The 18683-nt window shown below is 34.6% G+C and carries 11 protein-coding genes, 1 tRNA gene and 1 pseudogene; 6 read left to right on the top strand and 7 right to left on the bottom strand.

Annotated elements, in window-relative coordinates:
• Window positions 1–194 precede the first annotated feature (194 nt).
• From dusA to AC5LXI_RS07495, 6 genes and pseudogenes are all read left to right on the top strand, one after another.
• Window positions 195–1163: a tRNA dihydrouridine(20/20a) synthase DusA gene (gene dusA, locus AC5LXI_RS07470; protein ID WP_493444220.1), complete on the top strand. Its 969-nt coding sequence runs from the start codon at window positions 195–197 to the stop codon at window positions 1161–1163.
• Between the two features lie 97 nt (window positions 1164–1260).
• On the top strand, window positions 1261–3276 hold the full coding sequence (gene rep / locus AC5LXI_RS07475; RefSeq protein WP_493444221.1) for a DNA helicase Rep: 2016 nt from the start codon (window positions 1261–1263) through the stop codon (window positions 3274–3276).
• A gap of 560 nt (window positions 3277–3836) precedes the next feature.
• A tRNA-Arg gene (locus AC5LXI_RS07480) sits at window positions 3837–3913 on the top strand.
• Between the two features lie 129 nt (window positions 3914–4042).
• A pseudogene (locus tag AC5LXI_RS07485) lies at window positions 4043–4153 on the top strand (integrase arm-type DNA-binding domain-containing protein); the annotation flags it as partial.
• 447 nt (window positions 4154–4600) lie between these two features.
• Window positions 4601–6181 (top strand): tetratricopeptide repeat protein, encoded by a 1581-nt coding sequence (locus AC5LXI_RS07490; RefSeq protein ID WP_493444222.1) that lies wholly within the window; start codon window positions 4601–4603, stop codon window positions 6179–6181.
• 304 nt (window positions 6182–6485) lie between these two features.
• Window positions 6486–7325 carry an SEL1-like repeat protein gene (locus AC5LXI_RS07495; RefSeq protein ID WP_493444223.1) on the top strand — a complete coding sequence of 280 codons (840 nt, stop codon included), beginning with the start codon at window positions 6486–6488 and terminating at the stop codon, window positions 7323–7325.
• A 955-nt stretch (window positions 7326–8280) separates the two neighbouring features.
• Here the strand turns inward: AC5LXI_RS07495 and AC5LXI_RS07500 are convergent.
• From AC5LXI_RS07500 to AC5LXI_RS07530, 7 genes are all read right to left on the bottom strand, one after another.
• Window positions 8281–13215 (bottom strand): DNA repair ATPase, encoded by a 4935-nt coding sequence (locus AC5LXI_RS07500; RefSeq protein ID WP_493444224.1) that lies wholly within the window; start codon window positions 13213–13215, stop codon window positions 8281–8283.
• A 105-nt stretch (window positions 13216–13320) separates the two neighbouring features.
• On the bottom strand, window positions 13321–15543 hold the full coding sequence (locus AC5LXI_RS07505; protein WP_493444225.1) for a hypothetical protein: 2223 nt from the start codon (window positions 15541–15543) through the stop codon (window positions 13321–13323).
• A 25-nt stretch (window positions 15544–15568) separates the two neighbouring features.
• Window positions 15569–16219: a hypothetical protein gene (locus AC5LXI_RS07510; protein ID WP_493441783.1), complete on the bottom strand. Its 651-nt coding sequence runs from the start codon at window positions 16217–16219 to the stop codon at window positions 15569–15571.
• A 97-nt stretch (window positions 16220–16316) separates the two neighbouring features.
• On the bottom strand, window positions 16317–17009 hold the full coding sequence (locus AC5LXI_RS07515; protein ID WP_493441784.1) for a PspA/IM30 family protein: 693 nt from the start codon (window positions 17007–17009) through the stop codon (window positions 16317–16319).
• 30 nt (window positions 17010–17039) lie between these two features.
• Window positions 17040–17681, bottom strand: a complete 642-nt coding sequence (locus AC5LXI_RS07520; protein WP_493441785.1) for a YjfI family protein — start codon at window positions 17679–17681, stop codon at window positions 17040–17042.
• Between the two features lie 216 nt (window positions 17682–17897).
• Entirely contained in the window at window positions 17898–18116 is a 219-nt protein-coding gene (locus tag AC5LXI_RS07525; protein WP_493441786.1) for a transposase, read from the bottom strand.
• On the bottom strand, window positions 18092–18640 hold the full coding sequence (locus AC5LXI_RS07530; RefSeq protein WP_493441787.1) for an IS3 family transposase: 549 nt from the start codon (window positions 18638–18640) through the stop codon (window positions 18092–18094). Before AC5LXI_RS07530 ends, AC5LXI_RS07525 begins: the two co-directional genes overlap by 25 nt.
• Window positions 18641–18683: the final 43 nt, after the last annotated feature.

Genomic DNA, 18683 nt, shown 5'->3' on the forward strand with positions numbered 1-18683 from the left:
AAAAGAACTATTTATATAAAACCAATTAATATATATTTTCAATATTCAACAAATTTTTAATAGATTGAATAAAGTCTTTTTATCACAAAGACCGCAACTAAACTAAATGCATATTCTGCCTTATATTATAAACTGTTGTACAATAAAAAAATGGAAGTTAAAATAGCGCTTTATTTATCTATACCGAGGTAAGCTTGTATAAAAAATCCACATTAAACCGCTTTTCTATTGCTCCCATGCTCGATTGGACTGACAAACATTGTCGTTATTTTCATCGTATATTGACCAAACAAACCTTACTCTATACCGAAATGGTCACTACCGGCGCAATTTTGTATGGTAAAGGCGATTATCTTGCTTTTAATAGTCAGGAACAGCCGTTGAGTTTACAATTAGGTGGCAGTGATCCCATCGCATTGGCTAAATGCGCAAATTTAGCTGAGCAGCGAGGATATGCTGAGATTAATCTTAATGTGGGGTGTCCGTCGGATCGTGTTCAAAATGGTATGTTTGGTGCTTGTTTAATGGCTAAAGCTGATTTAGTGGCAAATTGTGTTGAAGCTATGCGACAAGAGGTCAATATACCTGTGACGGTAAAAACTCGCATTGGTATTGACAACCAAGATAGTTATGCATTTTTATGTGAATTTATTGAAAAAGTTATGCCATATACCACAACATTTATTGTGCATGCTCGCAAAGCATGGCTTTCCGGACTCAGTCCCAAAGAGAATCGAGAAGTGCCACCTCTTGATTATGAACGAGTTTATCAACTAAAGCATGATTATCCGCAGTTAACTATTGCCATAAATGGTGGCATTAAAACCATTGAAGAGATCAAACAGCATTTAAATTATGTTGATGGAGTGATGGTAGGGCGAGAAGCTTACCAAAATCCGATGCTCTTAACCCAAATTGATCAGCAAATCTTTGGCGATGATACGCCAATTATTGATTCGATTGCGGCAATACAAGCACTTTATCCTTATATTGAAACGCAACTTAGTCAAGGCGGACAGCTTAATCATATTATGCGACATACCCTAGGCATTTTTAATGGTAGAAAAGGGGCAAAACAGTGGCGACGTTACCTTAGTGAAAATGCACATAAATCAGGGGCAGGAATTGAAGTTGTTGAACAAGCGTTGACTTTCATTCAATAAAGATCGAGTTTTTATTTTTAATGCTCATAGCTCTGATTGAACATGATGGATAAATCAGTATATACTAGCGAACAATTTTACTTAGGGTTCATTTTCTGTGCGTTTAAATTCAAGCCAACAACAAGCAGTGGAGTATGTTTCGGGGCCTTGTCTGGTATTGGCTGGTGCGGGTTCGGGCAAAACTCGGGTAATCATTAATAAAATTGCTTACCTCATTCGAGTTAAAGAGTATTTACCTCGTCATATTGTTGCCGTGACTTTTACTAATAAAGCTGCGCGAGAAATGAAAGAACGTATTGCCCATTCGTTAAGCAAACAAGAGGCCAGAGGGCTGAAAATTTCAACTTTTCATACGTTAGGTTTAGACATTGTTCGTCGCGAATATAAACATCTGGGAATAAAATCTAATTTTTCACTATTTGATGATCATGATCAATTTGCTCTGCTTAAGGAACTCACTCAACAATGGTTTGAAGGTGACAAAGACCTTATTAATCAATTACGCGCTACCATATCAAATTGGAAGAATGATATTATTGATTCAACCATAGCGATGGCTCAAGCACAAACCAATAAAGAAAAATTATTTGCTCACTGTTATCAACTTTACGAAAAACAACTTAAAGCTTGTAGTATTTTAGATTTTGATGATCTGATTTTATTACCCACCTTGTTATTAAAAACCAATGAAGAAGTTAGAGAAAAATGGCAAAACCGTATTCGCTATCTACTCGTGGATGAATATCAAGATACCAATACCAGTCAATATGAATTTATTAAATTGTTGGTGGGAAGCCGAGCTAAATTTACGGTGGTTGGTGATGATGATCAGTCAATTTACTCCTGGCGAGGTGCCCGTCCCCAAAATTTAATCTTACTAAAACAGGACTTTCCGAAACTAGAAGTGATTAAACTGGAACAAAATTATCGTTCATCAGGAAGAATACTAAAAGTTGCCAATATTTTAATTGAAAACAACCCGCATATCTTTGAAAAAAAATTGTTTTCAGAGTTGGATTATGGTGAACATTTAAAAGTGATCTCTGCCGATAACGAAGAGCACGAAGCTGAAAAGGTGGTTAACGACCTAATCGGCCACCGCTTTGCCAATAATAGCCAATATGGTCAATATGCTATTTTATATCGCGGAAATCACCAATCTCGCTTAATTGAAAAACTGCTTATGCAATATCGAATTCCTTATCGAATTTCCGGAGGAACATCATTTTTTGCGCGCATTGAAATTAAAGATCTAATAGCCTATCTCCGTTTATTAACCAATCCAGATGATGATAACGCGTTCATCCGCATTATCAATACACCAAAACGTGAAATAGGGCCGGCAACTATCCAAAAATTAGGTGAATGGGCAAATCAGCGTGGAGTGAGCCTATATCATGCAAGCCATGATATAGGGTTAACGGAGTTACTCTCTGGCAAACGTTTAGAAACATTGCATACTTTTATTCACTGGTTCGATTCTCTTATTAAAAAATCACACACTGAACCAATCGACACTATACATGAACTACTACATGGTATGCACTATGAAAGTTGGATCTATGAAACGTCAACATCACCCACCGCGGGGCAGATGCGAATGCGAAACGTTGAACAATTAGTAACTTGGTTACAAGAAATGTTACAGGGTGATGAAATCGATGAAGCATTGACGCTAGAACAGGCTGTAGCCAGATTTACGTTACGTGATATGTTAGAACGAAATAAAACAGAAGAAGAGCTCGATCAGGTGCAACTAATGACCTTACATGCTTCAAAAGGTCTTGAATTTCCGTATGTTTATCTGGTTGGCATGTCGGAGGGGTTATTGCCGCATCAAACAAGTATCGATGAAGATAACATTGAAGAGGAGCGACGACTTGCTTATGTCGGTATCACTCGGGCTCAACAAGAGTTAACCTTTTCATTTAGCCGCCAAAGGAAACAATTTGGTGAAACCGTTTATGTTGAACCAAGTCGCTTTTTACTCGAACTACCACAAGATGATTTAGCTTGGCAAGATCAACGTAATGAATTATCACCCGAGAAAAAAATGCAACAAGGCCAAAGCCGCTTAGCTATGCTAAAAGCGCAAATCGCTAACGCCAAATAACTTATCGGCATATCAAAAACCATCAAGTGGTGATTAAATTACAAGACTAATCCATAATTCAAAAAAATTGAGGAACGGGGTTTTTGAGGTGATGAAAAGAATTAAATTTATCCTAAAAAAAGACTATCAAAGATATAAATATCAAATTCATTCTAATTTTTATTATTTCACCTAAATCCAATTTAATCCAATTTAATCCAAAATTCAAAAAAATTGAGGAACGGGGTTTTTGAGGTGATAAAAAGAATTAAATTTATCCTAAAAAAAGACTATCAAAGATATAAATATCAAATTCATTCTAATTTTTATTATTTCACCTAAATCCAATTTAATCCAAAATTCAAAAAAGTTGAAGAATAGGGTTTTTGTGAGGTAAAAAAAATAATTTCACATTTTATTAATTAATGTTGCATTTAAGTTTATGAACTTTTATCTCAACTTGATTATCTTGTTAAATTGACGATATTTTATCTATATAGATGAATAAACCATTAAAAAGCATTGACGGATCAAAATAGCTTTATATAATACACAACGTTTATTTAATAAATCCAATCTTTGTCTCCTTAGCTCAGCTGGATAGAGCAACGGCCTTCTAAGCCGTAGGTCACAGGTTCGAATCCTGTAGGGGACGCCATTAACAAGCTCAAGAAAATTAAAAAAAGTTCAAAAAACCTAGTGAATACTAGCCTAATCCTTAATTTACAGCTTATCTAAATTCAAACTTTTATGTTATATGCTCACATATAACTTAAAAACGTATAACATGGGAAAGACAGTAAAACCACTTAATGATACTCTAATCAAATCTTCCAAGCCTAAAGAAGATGATTACACGCTATCCGACGGTAATGGATTATATTTATTGATTAATAAGTTGATAAGGCGTTATCATCTGCATGTTTAAAATCATGAGTATAGGTTCGTCTTTCTCGTCGTTTTATCTTGATTGTATTTTCCTTTTTAGAGTAGTTTATCTTATCCTTTAAAAAAAATTACACGAATTAGTGTAATCTTATCCACATATTTCAAAAAAAACGTTAAATCACCATTTTTCACAAAAAAGCACTCAACAAGTGCTTTTTCTGTTTTCTCCCTAGGATAAAAAATGCGTTGATGCATTTTTAATTTGGTTCAAAATAGCCATTCTATTAATGATTTTTTCGGAAAAACTCGTTATAGTTTTCTTAGATTTTTTATAAAAATCCTATTAATAATTTTGTATAAATTTTATAAATATATTGATAGTTAGTATTCCTAAAATAGTATTTAAAATGTATAAATAAATCTTCGTTATTAATATAAATATAATATAAGGAAAATCATGAAAAAAGGATTATTAGTCATATTATCACTCTTATTTTCTTTTGCTGGGTATGCAAATCAATGCAGTAAATATTGGCATAAGGAAAATTATAAAAAAGCCTTTACTCCCTGTAAAAAAGTGGCTGAACAAGGTAATGCTGAAGCCCAATATTATTTAGCGTATATGTATGATGAAGGTTACGGTACAAAGCAGGATAAACAAAAAGCGTTTTATTGGTATACAAAATCGGCAGAACAAGATGATGCAGTCGCCCAAACCAGTTTAGGGTTTATGTATGATAATGGTGATGGCATAGAACAAGATAAGCAAAAAGCAATATATTGGTATACAAAAGCCGCAGAGCAAGGTAACTCCATTGCACAAAACAATTTAGGCGTTATGTATGATAAAGGAGAAGGCATAGAGTTAGATAAGCAAAAAGCGTTTTATTGGTGTACAAAATCGGCAGAACAAGGATTTGCTGAAGCACAACATAATTTAGCGGTTATGTATTATAAAGGAGCAGGTACAGAGCAGGATAAACAAAAGGCGTTTTATTGGTTAACAAAATCGGCAGAACAAGGTGATGCTAGCGACCAAAACAATTTAGGAAATATGTATGGTGAAGGAGAAGGCATAGAACAAGATAAGCAAAAGGCGTTTTATTGGTATACAAAATCGGCTGAACAAGGATTTGCCGAGGGACAACATAATTTAGCGGTTATGTATGATAAAGGTTATGGTACAAAACAGGATAAACAAAAAGCGTTTTATTGGTATACAAAATCGGCAGAACAAGGATTTGCTAACGCCCAATACAATTTAGCGATTATGTATTATAAAGGAGCAGGTATAGAGCAGGATAAACAAAAGACGTTTTATTGGTATACAAAATCGGCAGAACAAGGATTTGCTGATGCACAACATAATTTAGCGGTTATGTATTATTTAGGAGAAAGCACAGATCTAGATAACCAAAAGGCGTTTTATTGGTATACAAAAGCGGCAGAACAAGGATTAGCGAACGCTCAATATACTTTAGCGATTATGTATTATGAAGGAACACGTATAGAGCAGGATAACCAAAAGGCGTTTTATTGGTTTACAAAATCGGCAGAACAAGGTGATGCTGTTGCCCAATATTATTTAGGGAATATGTATTATAAAGGAGAAGGCATAGAGCTAGATAAGCGAAAGGCGTTTTATTGGTATACAAAAGCCACAGAACAAGGATTAGCTGAGGCACAACACAATTTAGCGGTTATGTATTATTTAGGAGAAGGCACAGAGCTAGATAACCAAAAGGCGTTTTATTGGTATACAAAATCGGCAGAACAAGGATTTGCTGATGCCCAATACAATTTAGCGTTTATGTATTATGAAGGTGAAGGTACACAGAGGGATAAAATTAAAGCTGCATATTGGTATACAAAATCGGCGGAACAAGGTGATGCTCAAGCACAATATCGTTTAGCGGTTATGCATGATAAAGGTGATGGTATTGAGCAAAATAGATCCTTAGCTAAAAAGTATTACCAACTAGCTTGTGAAGGGCATCTTGAAAAGGCTTGTAGTAAATTAAAGCAACTAACAGAATAATTAAATTATTCCAAAAAACACCTTAAATCACCATTTTTAACAACAAGCACTCAATGAGTGCTTTTTCTTTTTTTCCCACAGAACAATAATGCGTTGATGCATTTTTAATTTGGCTCAAAATAGCCATTCTATTAATGATTTTTTCTGAAAAACTCGTTATAGTTTCCTTGGATTTTTTATAAAAATTCTATTAATAATTCTGTATAAATTTTATAAATACATCGATAGTTAATATCCCTAAACTAACATTTAAAAATTATAAGTAAGTTTTCGTTGTTAATATTAATATAATATAAGGAAAATCATGAAAAAAGTATTATTAAACATATTATTTACTTCTTGTAAGGAAAAAGCAGAACAAGGTGATTCAGAAGCACAACACAATTTAGGGGTTATGTATAATAAAGGTGATGGCATAGAGCAAGATAAGCAAAAAGCGTTTTATTGGTTTACAAAAGCCGCGGAGCAGGGTTATGCTGAAACTCAATATAATTTAGGGATTATGTATGATGAAGGTGATGGCATAGAACAAGATAAGCAAAAAGCGTTTTATTGGTTTTCAAAAGCAGCAAAACAAGGATTATCTAAAGCCCAATATAATTTAGCAATTATGTATTATCAAGGTGAAGGCACAGCGCAAGATAAAGATAAAGCAGTATATTGGTTTACAAAATCGGCAGAACAAGATATTGCTATGGCCCAATATAATTTAGCGATTATATATGGTAAAGGTGATGACATAGAACAAGATAAAGTTAAAGCAGTATATTGGTGTACAAAAGCTGCTGAGCAAGGTTACCCCTATGCACAATATAATTTAGCAGTTATGTATGATAAAGGTGACGGCATAAAACAAGATAAGCAAAAGGCATTTTATTGGTATACAAAAGCGGCAGAACAAGATATTGCTATCGCCCAAAATAATTTAGCGTTTATGTATTATGAAGGTAATGGCTTAGAACAAGATAAGCAAAAGGCGGTATATTGGTTTACAAAAGCGGCGGAGCATGGTGATCCTGACGCCCAATACAATTTAGCGCTTATGTATGATAAAGGCGATGGTGTTAAGCAAAATAAATCTTTAGCTAAAAAGTATTACCAACTAGCTTATGAAGGGCATCATAAAGTGTTTGTAGTCAATTAAAGCAGCTAACAGAATAATTAAATTATTTCAAAAAACACCTTAAATCACCGTTTTTCACAACAAGCACTCGATGAGTGCTTTTTATGTTTCATCCAAGATTAAAAATGTGTTGATGCATTTTTAATTTGGATCAAAATAGCCTTCTATTCAACATCGCCTTCTTAAGTTGATTGTGTCGGTGTTTAGCTATATCAAGGCATTCAGTACAAAACATGTTGTAAAATCAAGGTATAACCGTATTGCGTCGTGCTATGGCACAAGTCATGAGATCATTATTATGAAAGCAAAATATACCGTAAACGGAATAAAAACCGTTCTAAAGAAGTTAATTCCGTTGCGATTACCATGTTTTACAGTGAAATTTTACTGTCGGTGTAAAAGCGAATGTTATTGTCGCTGATTTGACTTGTATAAAAGTGAGGTAAAAATAGAATTATCAGTGTGTATTATTACTAGAACTCTCGGCATGAAAAATAGTCGGATTTAGTAAGGCAACATAAAACAGCTTAGCTTGTTATGCCAGCTAAGCCAAATTAAAGCACCATTATCCTAAATCGTACTATTTCATTCAGATCGAGGAAAAATTTTTTATAATCAATTGGTTGCTGATTGAGCCATAAAGAATATCCTTACAATAATGCAGTTGTTTAAGCGACATTTAAGACAATTAAAACTTAATTTATCAAAAATGAGATATTCACCTGTATAAGTCAATTGAGCGACGTTTTTCAACTTAGGTTATTTATAATACCGATGACAGTGAATAAACAGGTATCTTTAATTTTATTGTATGAAAAAGTGTAGACCTTTTAATTTGATATCACAGGTTTATTATTTTATAAAGTTTTTGTCGTTTATTTCCCTAGCAATTTCCTCAACACAATGAGTAAAAACATTCAAAATCAAACCTAAAATTATATTTATAACCTATATAAAGACACTGATTAATCGCCCTCTACTGTAATTTCAACGCTTGCACACTTTGCACTAAATCGGCAAGTTGGGTGACAATTTGCGAGCCGGTATTCGCATCATCGCCACCTAAACTTTTATTGCGCATAAAGTCACTTTTTATTTGTTGCCAGCGTTTAGTCTCATCTTCCGTCATTACTCCACGAATTTCAGCCAGTTTCAGTAAGTTCTCTTCTGCACCATTGGTGAGTAGTTGTGCCTCACCGAGGTAGTGATCATCAATAATTTGATTGAGCTCTGCATCATTCATGACGGATGACACTTTCTCAGCAAGTTTATTCATATTTCGATAGCTTCCTTGTAGTCTAAACGCAGGTTCAGTTCGATATTTGTCGGATTGAGCTGCGCTTGCAATATATTGCTGATTAACGCTAAATACCACTTCACGAATTTTTAATAAATGACGAATTACTGCGACAATTTCACTTATTTCCGCTTGGCTATAGCTATAACTCATCTCATTGGTATTAAGTGGTTTGCCTTGCGCATGATCAATAAATTGATAGAGATCATTTAAATCACGTAAGGCTAGTGGTGATAATGTTGCATTAGAGGTTAAGCAGTTTTCAATATAACTGGTTGCAAATACTTCATCCATACCGCCGAGTACTTCACCTAAATTATAGATATCAGCCCGGTTGGCTAGCATGTCAGGTATTTTGAACACTTCACCAGATTCTGTGTAAGGGTTACCGGCCATTATTACACAGAATTTTTTACCTCTAAGGTCATAGGTTTTGGTTTTACCTTTCCAAACCCCTTCAATACGGCGAGAACCATCACATAATGAGATGAATTTCTGTAAAAATTCTGGATTGGTATGTTGAATATCATCAATGTAGAGCATAACGTTATTGCTCATTTCCAGTGCTAAATTGAGTTTTTCTAACTCCTGACGAGCGGTTGCATTTGGTGCTTGTTCAGGATCAAACGACAATACACTGTGACCTAATGCCGGCCCGTTAATTTTCATAAAAATTAAACCTAAACGATTAGCAACATATTCCATTAATGTGGTTTTACCATAGCCAGGTGGTGAAATGAGGAGTAATAATCCCATTAAATCACTGCGACGCGTTTCTCCTACACTACCAATTTGTTTGGCTAGATTGTCACCAATGATTGGTAAATAAACTTGATTTATCAGTTTATTACGAACAAATGAGCTGAGTGGTTTAGCTTTGAATTCATCAAGATGGAGTGCTTCACGTTGGTTTACTAATATTTCTTGACGTAAACTTTGGTAGTGTTGGAATTGTGGAATGACCACTTTATATTGATGACGCATACGGCTAAAGAAGTCATCTAAATTAATATTTAACACGCCTTGATTAATTGTTGGGTGTTCACCGAGTAAATCGGTAATCGATACTTCAAGCTCAACTTCACTGATTGTTAGGCTATCTGCATTATCCAATATATTTAAAATTATTGCTTCAGCAATATAATTGTTTAGTTTCCTATATTGAGGTAATGTACAAAGCCCTTTAAGCCAACTTTCGATTAGATTCCAACGTTCTGCTAATCTTTCATTAAGATTATTTTGCGATTGATAAAAATCACCCCACATATTAGATTGTTCAAGTTGATTTTTTAATCCATCAAATAATTGTTTGCTATATTTACTGAAAATAAATTGTTGTGGTATTTGAGCCAATACATAGCAAAGATATTCAGACGCTTGTTTAATATGGAATGGCTGATGAGCAATTGGATTAATATTGAAAAATTCCGTCAATTCGTGAGTGATTTCTGCTCGAAGATTAATCACACCTTCATCATGACCGAATAGCTTTTGGATATCCATACAAGTTTTCGCGCGTTCTGGCCAAAATTTGGCAATATCATTTTTTTGGTTATAGTGCCAATAAATAATGGCTAAGCTTCGTGCTAACGGATTGTAGCGTAGTAAACCAGCTGTTTCACCAAGAGGAATCAATTTTGTTAGAATTTTTGCCGCATCGTGGTCATGAATCCCTTTTTCATAACCTTCACGATAGCGCATTGTGGCAAAATCACGCACTGTTTTATTAAGCACTTCAGGTTGATTTAACTGATTAGCTAAATCGACATAAGTTAATCCACCCTCTTTTTGTAAAGCAGCAGTAATGATCGAATAGGCGAGATACTCTGCACGGTATACCGATGGCGATTCTGATTCTAAAGAAATCGTCCAAAAAGGCTTATAGGCTTCTAATTGCTCATCGATAATTTTTTCTTGAAACTCAGTTCCGGTTAATTGCATAAACAGATGCTGATCTTTAGGTACTATGGTTAAATCAAGCTCTTGGGTATTAACACTAAATTTATGTCGTGGACCTAGTTTAATGACATTTCCACCAGATTCAAATATTTCCGATTTATCTCGTAAGGATCGTATGGCTTGATCTTGGGCACTTTTAAATTTGGACTCAATATCATCGGCTTTAACATTATCAAAAAGTGCTCTTAATTTTTCGACAATTTCACGGATTTTTTGCGCCAATGGGTCAGCAACAAAGAAAGCGTTAAGTTCATTTTGATCGGCAAATTTAGCGGTTCTTCTTGGGATGCTGTCTAAAATACGTTGTGCAGCGGTTAGTAGGGCATCCGTCCGTCTGGTTCTATCCTCTAATAACGCTTGTTTATGTGTTTCGAATGATTCTAGAATTTCTTCACGTTTAGTTAGAATATCATTAAGAAATTCCTCACTTTCACTAAATTGGTTCTCAAGCTCTTCTAGTTGTAGTAAAAGACGAGATAGCTCATCATCACATTTTTCTGGCGTGGTTGCCATACTTAGGGCATTGGCAATGCTTTGACCAAATAATTTAAATTGGGCGCCAAATTGTGCAACCATTTCAACATTGGCTAAATTTTTTCGTTTTTGTTGGATCTTAGCCTTTGTTTGGTTGAGTTTTGCATAGACTTCGGCAATGGATTCGATGATTCTGGTTTGTAAAGTAACATCATCAAATTTTAGGGTTGCGATTAATTGTGAAAGCATATCCAAATCAGCAGACATGGTTTCTGTAATTTCTACCGAGTTGAGTAATTTCGCTACCGTATCTGCTTTGCTAAGCTGCTGCTCAATATTGTCAATTTTAACAATGAATGGTTCTAGCGCTTTATCACTTCCTAAAAATTCAGCCGTGGCTAATGAAACCTCACTCTGTCTAGTTTTTAGTTCATTTTCCATTTTATCGATTTGATCTAAATCGATATAACGATAAGTTCTTAACGTGACTAAACTGCCTAGTTGCATTTTTATTGCATTTAATGCATCAACAAATTCTTGGGTTTCTTGCCAACTATCAGGATAAAGTTTGGTTAATAAATCTTTCTGATTAGAGAGCGCCTCACGCATCGCGCTTTCAGATTGACGACGAATATTTTCGACCTTTTCATATTCATCAATAACCAATTCACTAGTTTGAATAATATTACGCAGAATAGGGGAGAAGGCTAAATGTTTATCGTCATTGAGCCAAAAGTAATTATCGAAAAGTCGTTTGGTATCTTCACTAAGTTTGCTATATAGCTGTGAAGAGACAGTTTGGTTATCGATTTCACGCGAAATAAAGTAAAGATCTGAAATTCCGCGAACCAGTTCAGCATTACCTATTTTGCCAAGGAAGCTGTTATTAGTTGGTTGCTGTGCGGCAAATTCATCACTATAAAAAGGTGTTTGCCAAACCTGCATTGGATGTACCCGAGTCGGTTCATCATTTTCACCTTCAAAGACCACCATTCGACCATCTTCAAAAACCGCATATCCATGTCCTAATATCGGATTATCCAGTTTTCGTTCGATCATATTATAATTAAATAATGCTAATCGACCATTAGTCGGATCATAGAAAATATATAACACATCTTCGCCATTTGGTGAACGGCGAATACGTCGAAAACGCATGCCTGACATCGAATGGTCAAAAGTTTTATAATCACCATTTTGCAAGTAATATCCACCAGGAAATATAATCCCGTGATCTTCAGGAAGTTGAATACATGCCTGTCCAATAAAGTCTATACGATGGACTTGTTGAGTTAAGGTGTTATAAACAAGATAACGCCAATTATCTTCACGGTAAGGTAGGACTTTTAATAGGATTAATGACCCTACTTTAGCATATTCTATTTTCGCATCATTAATTGATTGATTCTGATCAACAACTTCCTCTCGATAAATGCCTAAGCCATCATTGGTGTTATTTTCACATTTTATGGTTAAATCACCACCAATGGTTTCAACAAATACCGTATCAAGAACATTAACATGTGGAAATCGACCATTAACAATATTTTCACGGCTTGTTTCGATCCATTCAAAATCATAAGGAGGTGGTAATGCGATATCTCGTTCACCTCGGTTATCGATATATTCAATGGTTTTTTTGTCACTTGATATGGACCATCTAAAAACTCGGATATCACTGATTCGCTCACCAATTTGAAAACTAGCCAGTAGTTTTCCATCACGTTCAACAAGCTGGAGTAGTTGAGCATTTTTATAATAAGTATACAGCTCATTAAAATCTTGGATAAATCGATCTATATTTAAGAAAGTATTAGACAAATCAACTAGATCAGCCTCATAAGAGCCATCACGTTCTACTAATTGATAAAGGGAAAATACGTCCTCTATTTTGGTTCCTTTTTTTAATCCTAAATAGACCTTATAACCAAATAATAACCAGTCACCAAAACGAACAATATCCCGTGCGACACAATTATTTTCAGTTCTAATCCGAATACGACTAATGATGGACATGTCACTTTTACCAAACTCAGATAGCCTTTCTTGATTCAGTGCTTCCGTCTTTTGATTCAGTTCTTGTCCTAAAGAGGTTAAACGTTTATGAAGAATTTCATAAGCTCCGCCTTCCGCGACGGCTTTATCAATTGATGTTTGTTGCTGGTCTTGGATTTCTGACATGTTTTACTCGTTGAAATGATACTCAAATACTTAATGTTTTAGGTAGGTATTTAATCCCACCTAAAACCGATTGGCCGATGAATAAAGAACTATCGAGATAGTAACTTACTCATTCTCATTATTGGATGACAAAAATTGTTGTGCTAACGCTTTTAAATCAGTGTTTTGCAAAGTCTCTTTTATATTGATTTTTTTGTCTCCCGATAAGCGAGCTAGTACTGATTGTAATGCTGATTGCAGTACTGGACTTTGGTTAACGGTTCCTTCAATCGCTTTACCAACGCTGATAGCTTTCGAGAAGCTATTGAAGAAGTTATCATTACCACCGACAATTTCAATATTTGCCTTACTGAATGCCGCAGCAAGAACATCAGCTTGTTCTCTAGCGATTTCTTTGTTAGCCGCAATCGCAGCCATAGCTTGTTCAAAGCCTTTTTCAAGTGCTAAGCGGAACTCTTCATGATTTTGTGATTGTTCATTCATGCTACCCATTGCTTGGAACTTCTCAACTAACCCATTAGCTTCGGCAGTTAATTTTTCACGAATGACTAATGCTTCAGCAAGGCCTTGCTCTTTGGTTGACGTTGCTTTAGCAAAGGCAATTCGTTCATCACCACGAGCTTGAGCAGAAAGTTTTTCTTCCAGTACTTTTGCTTCAGTTAAACCTTGTTTTTCAATAGCATTGGCTTTGGCTTCAATTACTTTGGCTTCTGCAAAACCTTTTTCTTGATTACCTCTTGCTTCTGCTAATAATGTTTCAGCGGTAATATTGGCTTTAACTAAACCTTCTTTTTCAATAGCAATGGCTTTAGCTTCAATTACTTTGGCTTCTGCTAAACCTATTTCTTGATTACCTTTGGCTTCAGCTAATAATGTTTCAGCGGTAATATTGGCCTTAACTAAACCTTCTTTTTCTTCTGCTTCAGCAGCTGCTTTACGAACTTTGGCTTCAGCAAGACCAACTGCTGCTTCTTCGGCTTCGATACCTTGTGCCAGTTGTTTTTTCGCTTCGGCTTGTTTTGCCGCGGCTTCTAGTTCAGCTTGTGCCATAGTGCTAATTTCAATTGCACGGTGCTTTGATGATTGTTCATCTGCTTCAGCTTGTTTTACTTGTTTAACTAGCTCTTGTTCTGCTCTAGCTTCTGCTTCAATAATCGTAGTCTGTTTTTCTCGATCGGCTTTGGAAACTTCACGTACTTCTTTAATGTGTTCTTCTTCAACTGCAACTGTTTTTTCAACCGCTATACGTTCACGAATAACATTGGCTATCTGCTTCTTTTCTTCTTCTAGCACTTTGTCTTTTTCAATTCGTTGTAGCTCTACTTCACGTTCACGCGCTACAATTTCAAGTGAACGAGCGCGAGTTACCCGTTCTTCTTCAATCGCGATTGCTCTTAGGCGATTATTTTGGGCAACCTCAACTTCACGTAAGCGATTTTCCTCTCTTACTTCAATTTCTTGTTGAGTTTGAATTCTAGCTTGTTCCGCTTTTAAACGTTCTTCTTCTTGGACTTTCAATGTTTCAGCTGCTTCTCTAGCTCGAATTGTTTCAATTTCACGTTTTTGACGAGCTTCAGCGTCAGCTTGTTGTCTTTCAAGTTCAAGTTTGGCTTCGATTGTTTCCGTATCTTTTTTTTTAAGTGCCAACTCTAAGTCACGTTCACGTTTATTAGTTTCATCTTTATGGACAGCAGTGATGGCTGTAATTTTGTTGATACCTTCAGCATCAAAAATATTATCCGGATCAAGCGATTTAATTGGGGTTTGTTCTAAATAATCGATAGCAACATCTTCAAGAGCATAACCGTTAAGGTCTTTGCCAATTACATCAATGATTCGTTCACGGAAATTCAATCGATCTTCAAATAGTTTTGCCAGTTCAAATTGCTTTCCTACGGTTTTTAATGCTTCTGAAAATTTAGCACTAAATAATGTACTAACTGCTTGCTGATCTGATGCGCGATCAACACCGATTGATTTGGCAACTTTAAGAACATCTTCGGTAGTTTCATTAACGCGCAAATAGAAAGCGACACAAATATCAGCACGAAGGTTGTCTTGACAAATTAAACCATCTTTACCTCTTCGTTCAACATCAAAAGTGATCAACGAAATTTTCATGAACTCTTTTTTGTAGATGATTGGATAAACTAGCGCACCAGTAAAATGGACTTTAGGTTTTGACGTCATGTCATTAACGATAAGCGCTGTACCTTGGGGAACTTTTATGTAAAACGCTTTAAATAATACGAAGAATCCAACAATTAATAGGAATAAACTTCCAACAATTACCAAAAAGTATATTATAGTATCATTGTTTGTAAACATATTTTTTTCTTCTCCAAATTAACTTTTATTGTCCATTAAAATCTTTTAGGCTAATTATCTCATAACAATTAGTGTTTTCATCATAGTTGAGGATGACAGCTTTATCACCGCGATTAAATTGATAAGATTCATCACATCTTACTTCCAAAATAAGACCAGCACCGCCATCTTCACAGATAGCTTGTCCCTTAGTTTTGGTTACGGTACTTGAACGGATTTCGATAACTTCTCCTAATAATGATTTATGATTATGGGTAATCAACATCTTTTTAAATAGTGGTCGAATTGGTTTAATAATAAAGGCAGTCAAGTAGACGGCTAAGATGAATGCGATGATTAATAGTACTATGCCAGCTAAATAATAAAATAAGGTATGATCATACAATGGTAGGATTAATAGACGAAATGCGAAATAAGAAATTGACCATCCAATTAAAGAAATTAATGTAATAATGAGTGTCATTGGTACTTCATTGAAGCCAAATTTCATTAATAAACCACCGAATCCAGTCGGTGGAATATCACTATAGGTATCACTGAAACTAATATCAAAATCCAGACAGTCAATACTTAATAACCCTAATGCAGTAACAAACCAATATAAGATACAGATTGTTAACAATGCACTAAAGATAATCACGGGAAAAGAAAAAAATATTCCCAAAAATAGTTCCATTATATTCCCTTCATCTCGACAACGATGTTTTAACTAATTAATTATTTTATACTTGTTTTTTGATATTTTAACTTAAAAATATCAAAAAGCGAAAAAATTAATTTGTCTGTTTTTCTTTTAATCTAGCTAAAATTGAAGCCGCATTTTGGCTGCCAACTTTAATACCTGCCGCTTCTAATTTGCTATCAAGTGAGTCAGCATTTTCAGTTCCTGCTAATTCTTTTTTTGCTTCAAAAGTAGCTGCTGTTTTCTCTTGGCGTTTTTTGATCCTGTCTAATGAATCAAGTGCGGTATGTAATTTAGCTGTTGAACCACCATATCGATGTGCGACAGCGGATTGCGCTTTTTGGACACTTTCCGTCGCTTTAACGATATCAACTTGTTGCTTTAAATTGCGAATATTAATTTCAGATTGTGAGATAGTTTGTCGCAAATTTTTAACACTATCGGTAAAATAATCAGCCTGTTTTTTATTATTAGCATGTTGATTTTCAAGGACTGAAAGTTTTTCAGCAACTTCCAAAGCTAATTCTTCATTGTTATTTTCCAGTGCTTTAATTGCATATGCTTCATATTCAGTTATTTGAGCTTGTGTTGATGCAACTTGTTTTTCAGCTAATTTTTGTTCTGCTAAGATACTGGCCAATGATTCTTTCGCTTGTTTTAATTCTTCATCAGCATCTCGAATTTCTTGATCTAATATGCGTAATGCTTGAGAATCAACGATTGATTCACCAACTTCATTTATTCCACCGCGTAATGCTGTTACCAATTTTTTGAAGATAACCATAATTAACTCCTTTTAGGATTTTTACTTTATTTATTCAATATTGAAAAAATGTTCATAAGCTTCAGTCGCTTTGATCACATTGTCAGATAAAGTTTCAAGCTCATAAACAATATTGTTTAAGGTTGATGATGAACTCAGGGCACCATACATAATGTAATTAACTTCACCATCGCCAGTTTTTTCAATTGCTATAGTTGATAAAGCAAATAGTTTTCTAGCACATAAAATTTCTTCATTAAATGATGAAGGATTTTTAATTAGTGAAACTGGCCAAAGGAGTGCTTCAACGATTATTTGTTGATTTGAAACACTTAAAAAAAGTGGTAAATCGCCATAATCATGCATAATGATATGTAAACAGGCATCAATACCATCGATCATTTCAACGCTAGCGAAACCTTGTTTGACTAACTCTGTTTGATTTAATTCTTGGAAAAGATCATTAATTTTCCAGACATCTCTATTTTTCATTTCATTGTTTTCCTTCACATGGTAAAAAAAAGATTTATTCGCTATAGCTGGTTGGCGAAATACTTTTTCAATTTCAAGTAACTGATCAGTATTTTTAGGTAAAATCCAAACTTCTTTTTTTATCAAGCCTTGTTCTCTCAAGCGTTGTCGGTATTGCTGTTGATAAAATGCTGAACTTTTCGTTTCTTTACTTTTTTTCATGAAAATTTAGTTATTTTTTAAATTATTATGGAACTTATATTAACATGTTTTTATTACATGTTAATATCACATGTAATATTTTTTGTTAAAAATTTCTGATGATAAATTTACTTAATATTTAATAATAATTTAAATATTTTAAAAGTTATTTGTAGAAAGAGATAAAAAATAAATAACCCGCAAAATGAAGTGACCCCATAAAGTTGGACACTTTGATTAAGCGGCTCGTAAGGCCTGATTTCGATATTCAACCGGAGTCAGGCCTTTTAATTTGGCCTTAATCCGTATGGTGTTGTAATATTCTATATATTCTTCTATTTTTTCAATCAATTCATCTGCATCTTCAAAGCATTGTCCATGATACATTTCTGATTTTAATAGACCAAAAAAGTTTTCAGCTACCGCATTATCTAAACAATTTCCTTTTCTGGACATATGATGCCATTATTAGCTAGTAGCTTCTGATAATGGCAATTTCTATATTGCCAGCCTTGGTCACTATGTAGTAACGGTTTTTCATACTGTTTTAATCGTGATATCCCTTTTTGAAGCATATCTGTCACCAAGGTCAAACGTGCATTTTTAGCTACTTTATAAGCTATTACTTCTTGATTATATAAATCAATAATGGGGGATAGGTAAATTTTCTGTTCATTTACCTTAAATTCTGTGACATCCGTTACCCATTTTTCATTCGGTCTCGATGATTCAAAATCTCTTTTAAGATAATTAGCGGCTGTTTTACCTGCCTCTCCACGATAAGAACGATATTTTTTAGGTCTAACTGTCGATTTGAGATTAAGTTGACCCATTAATCGTTGTACTGTTTTATGATTGAGCTTAATTCCTTCATTTATCAACGCTAAATGAATTCGGCGATAACCATAACGCCCTTTATGTTCATGGTAAATCGATTCAATACGTTTTAACTCATTTTCATAAGCAGACGGGGTTTTCAACCTATTTAATAAAAAACACTTTTTGCCAGTGCTGATAGCAAAT

This window comes from Gilliamella sp. LMG 34361 (assembly GCF_984569075.1).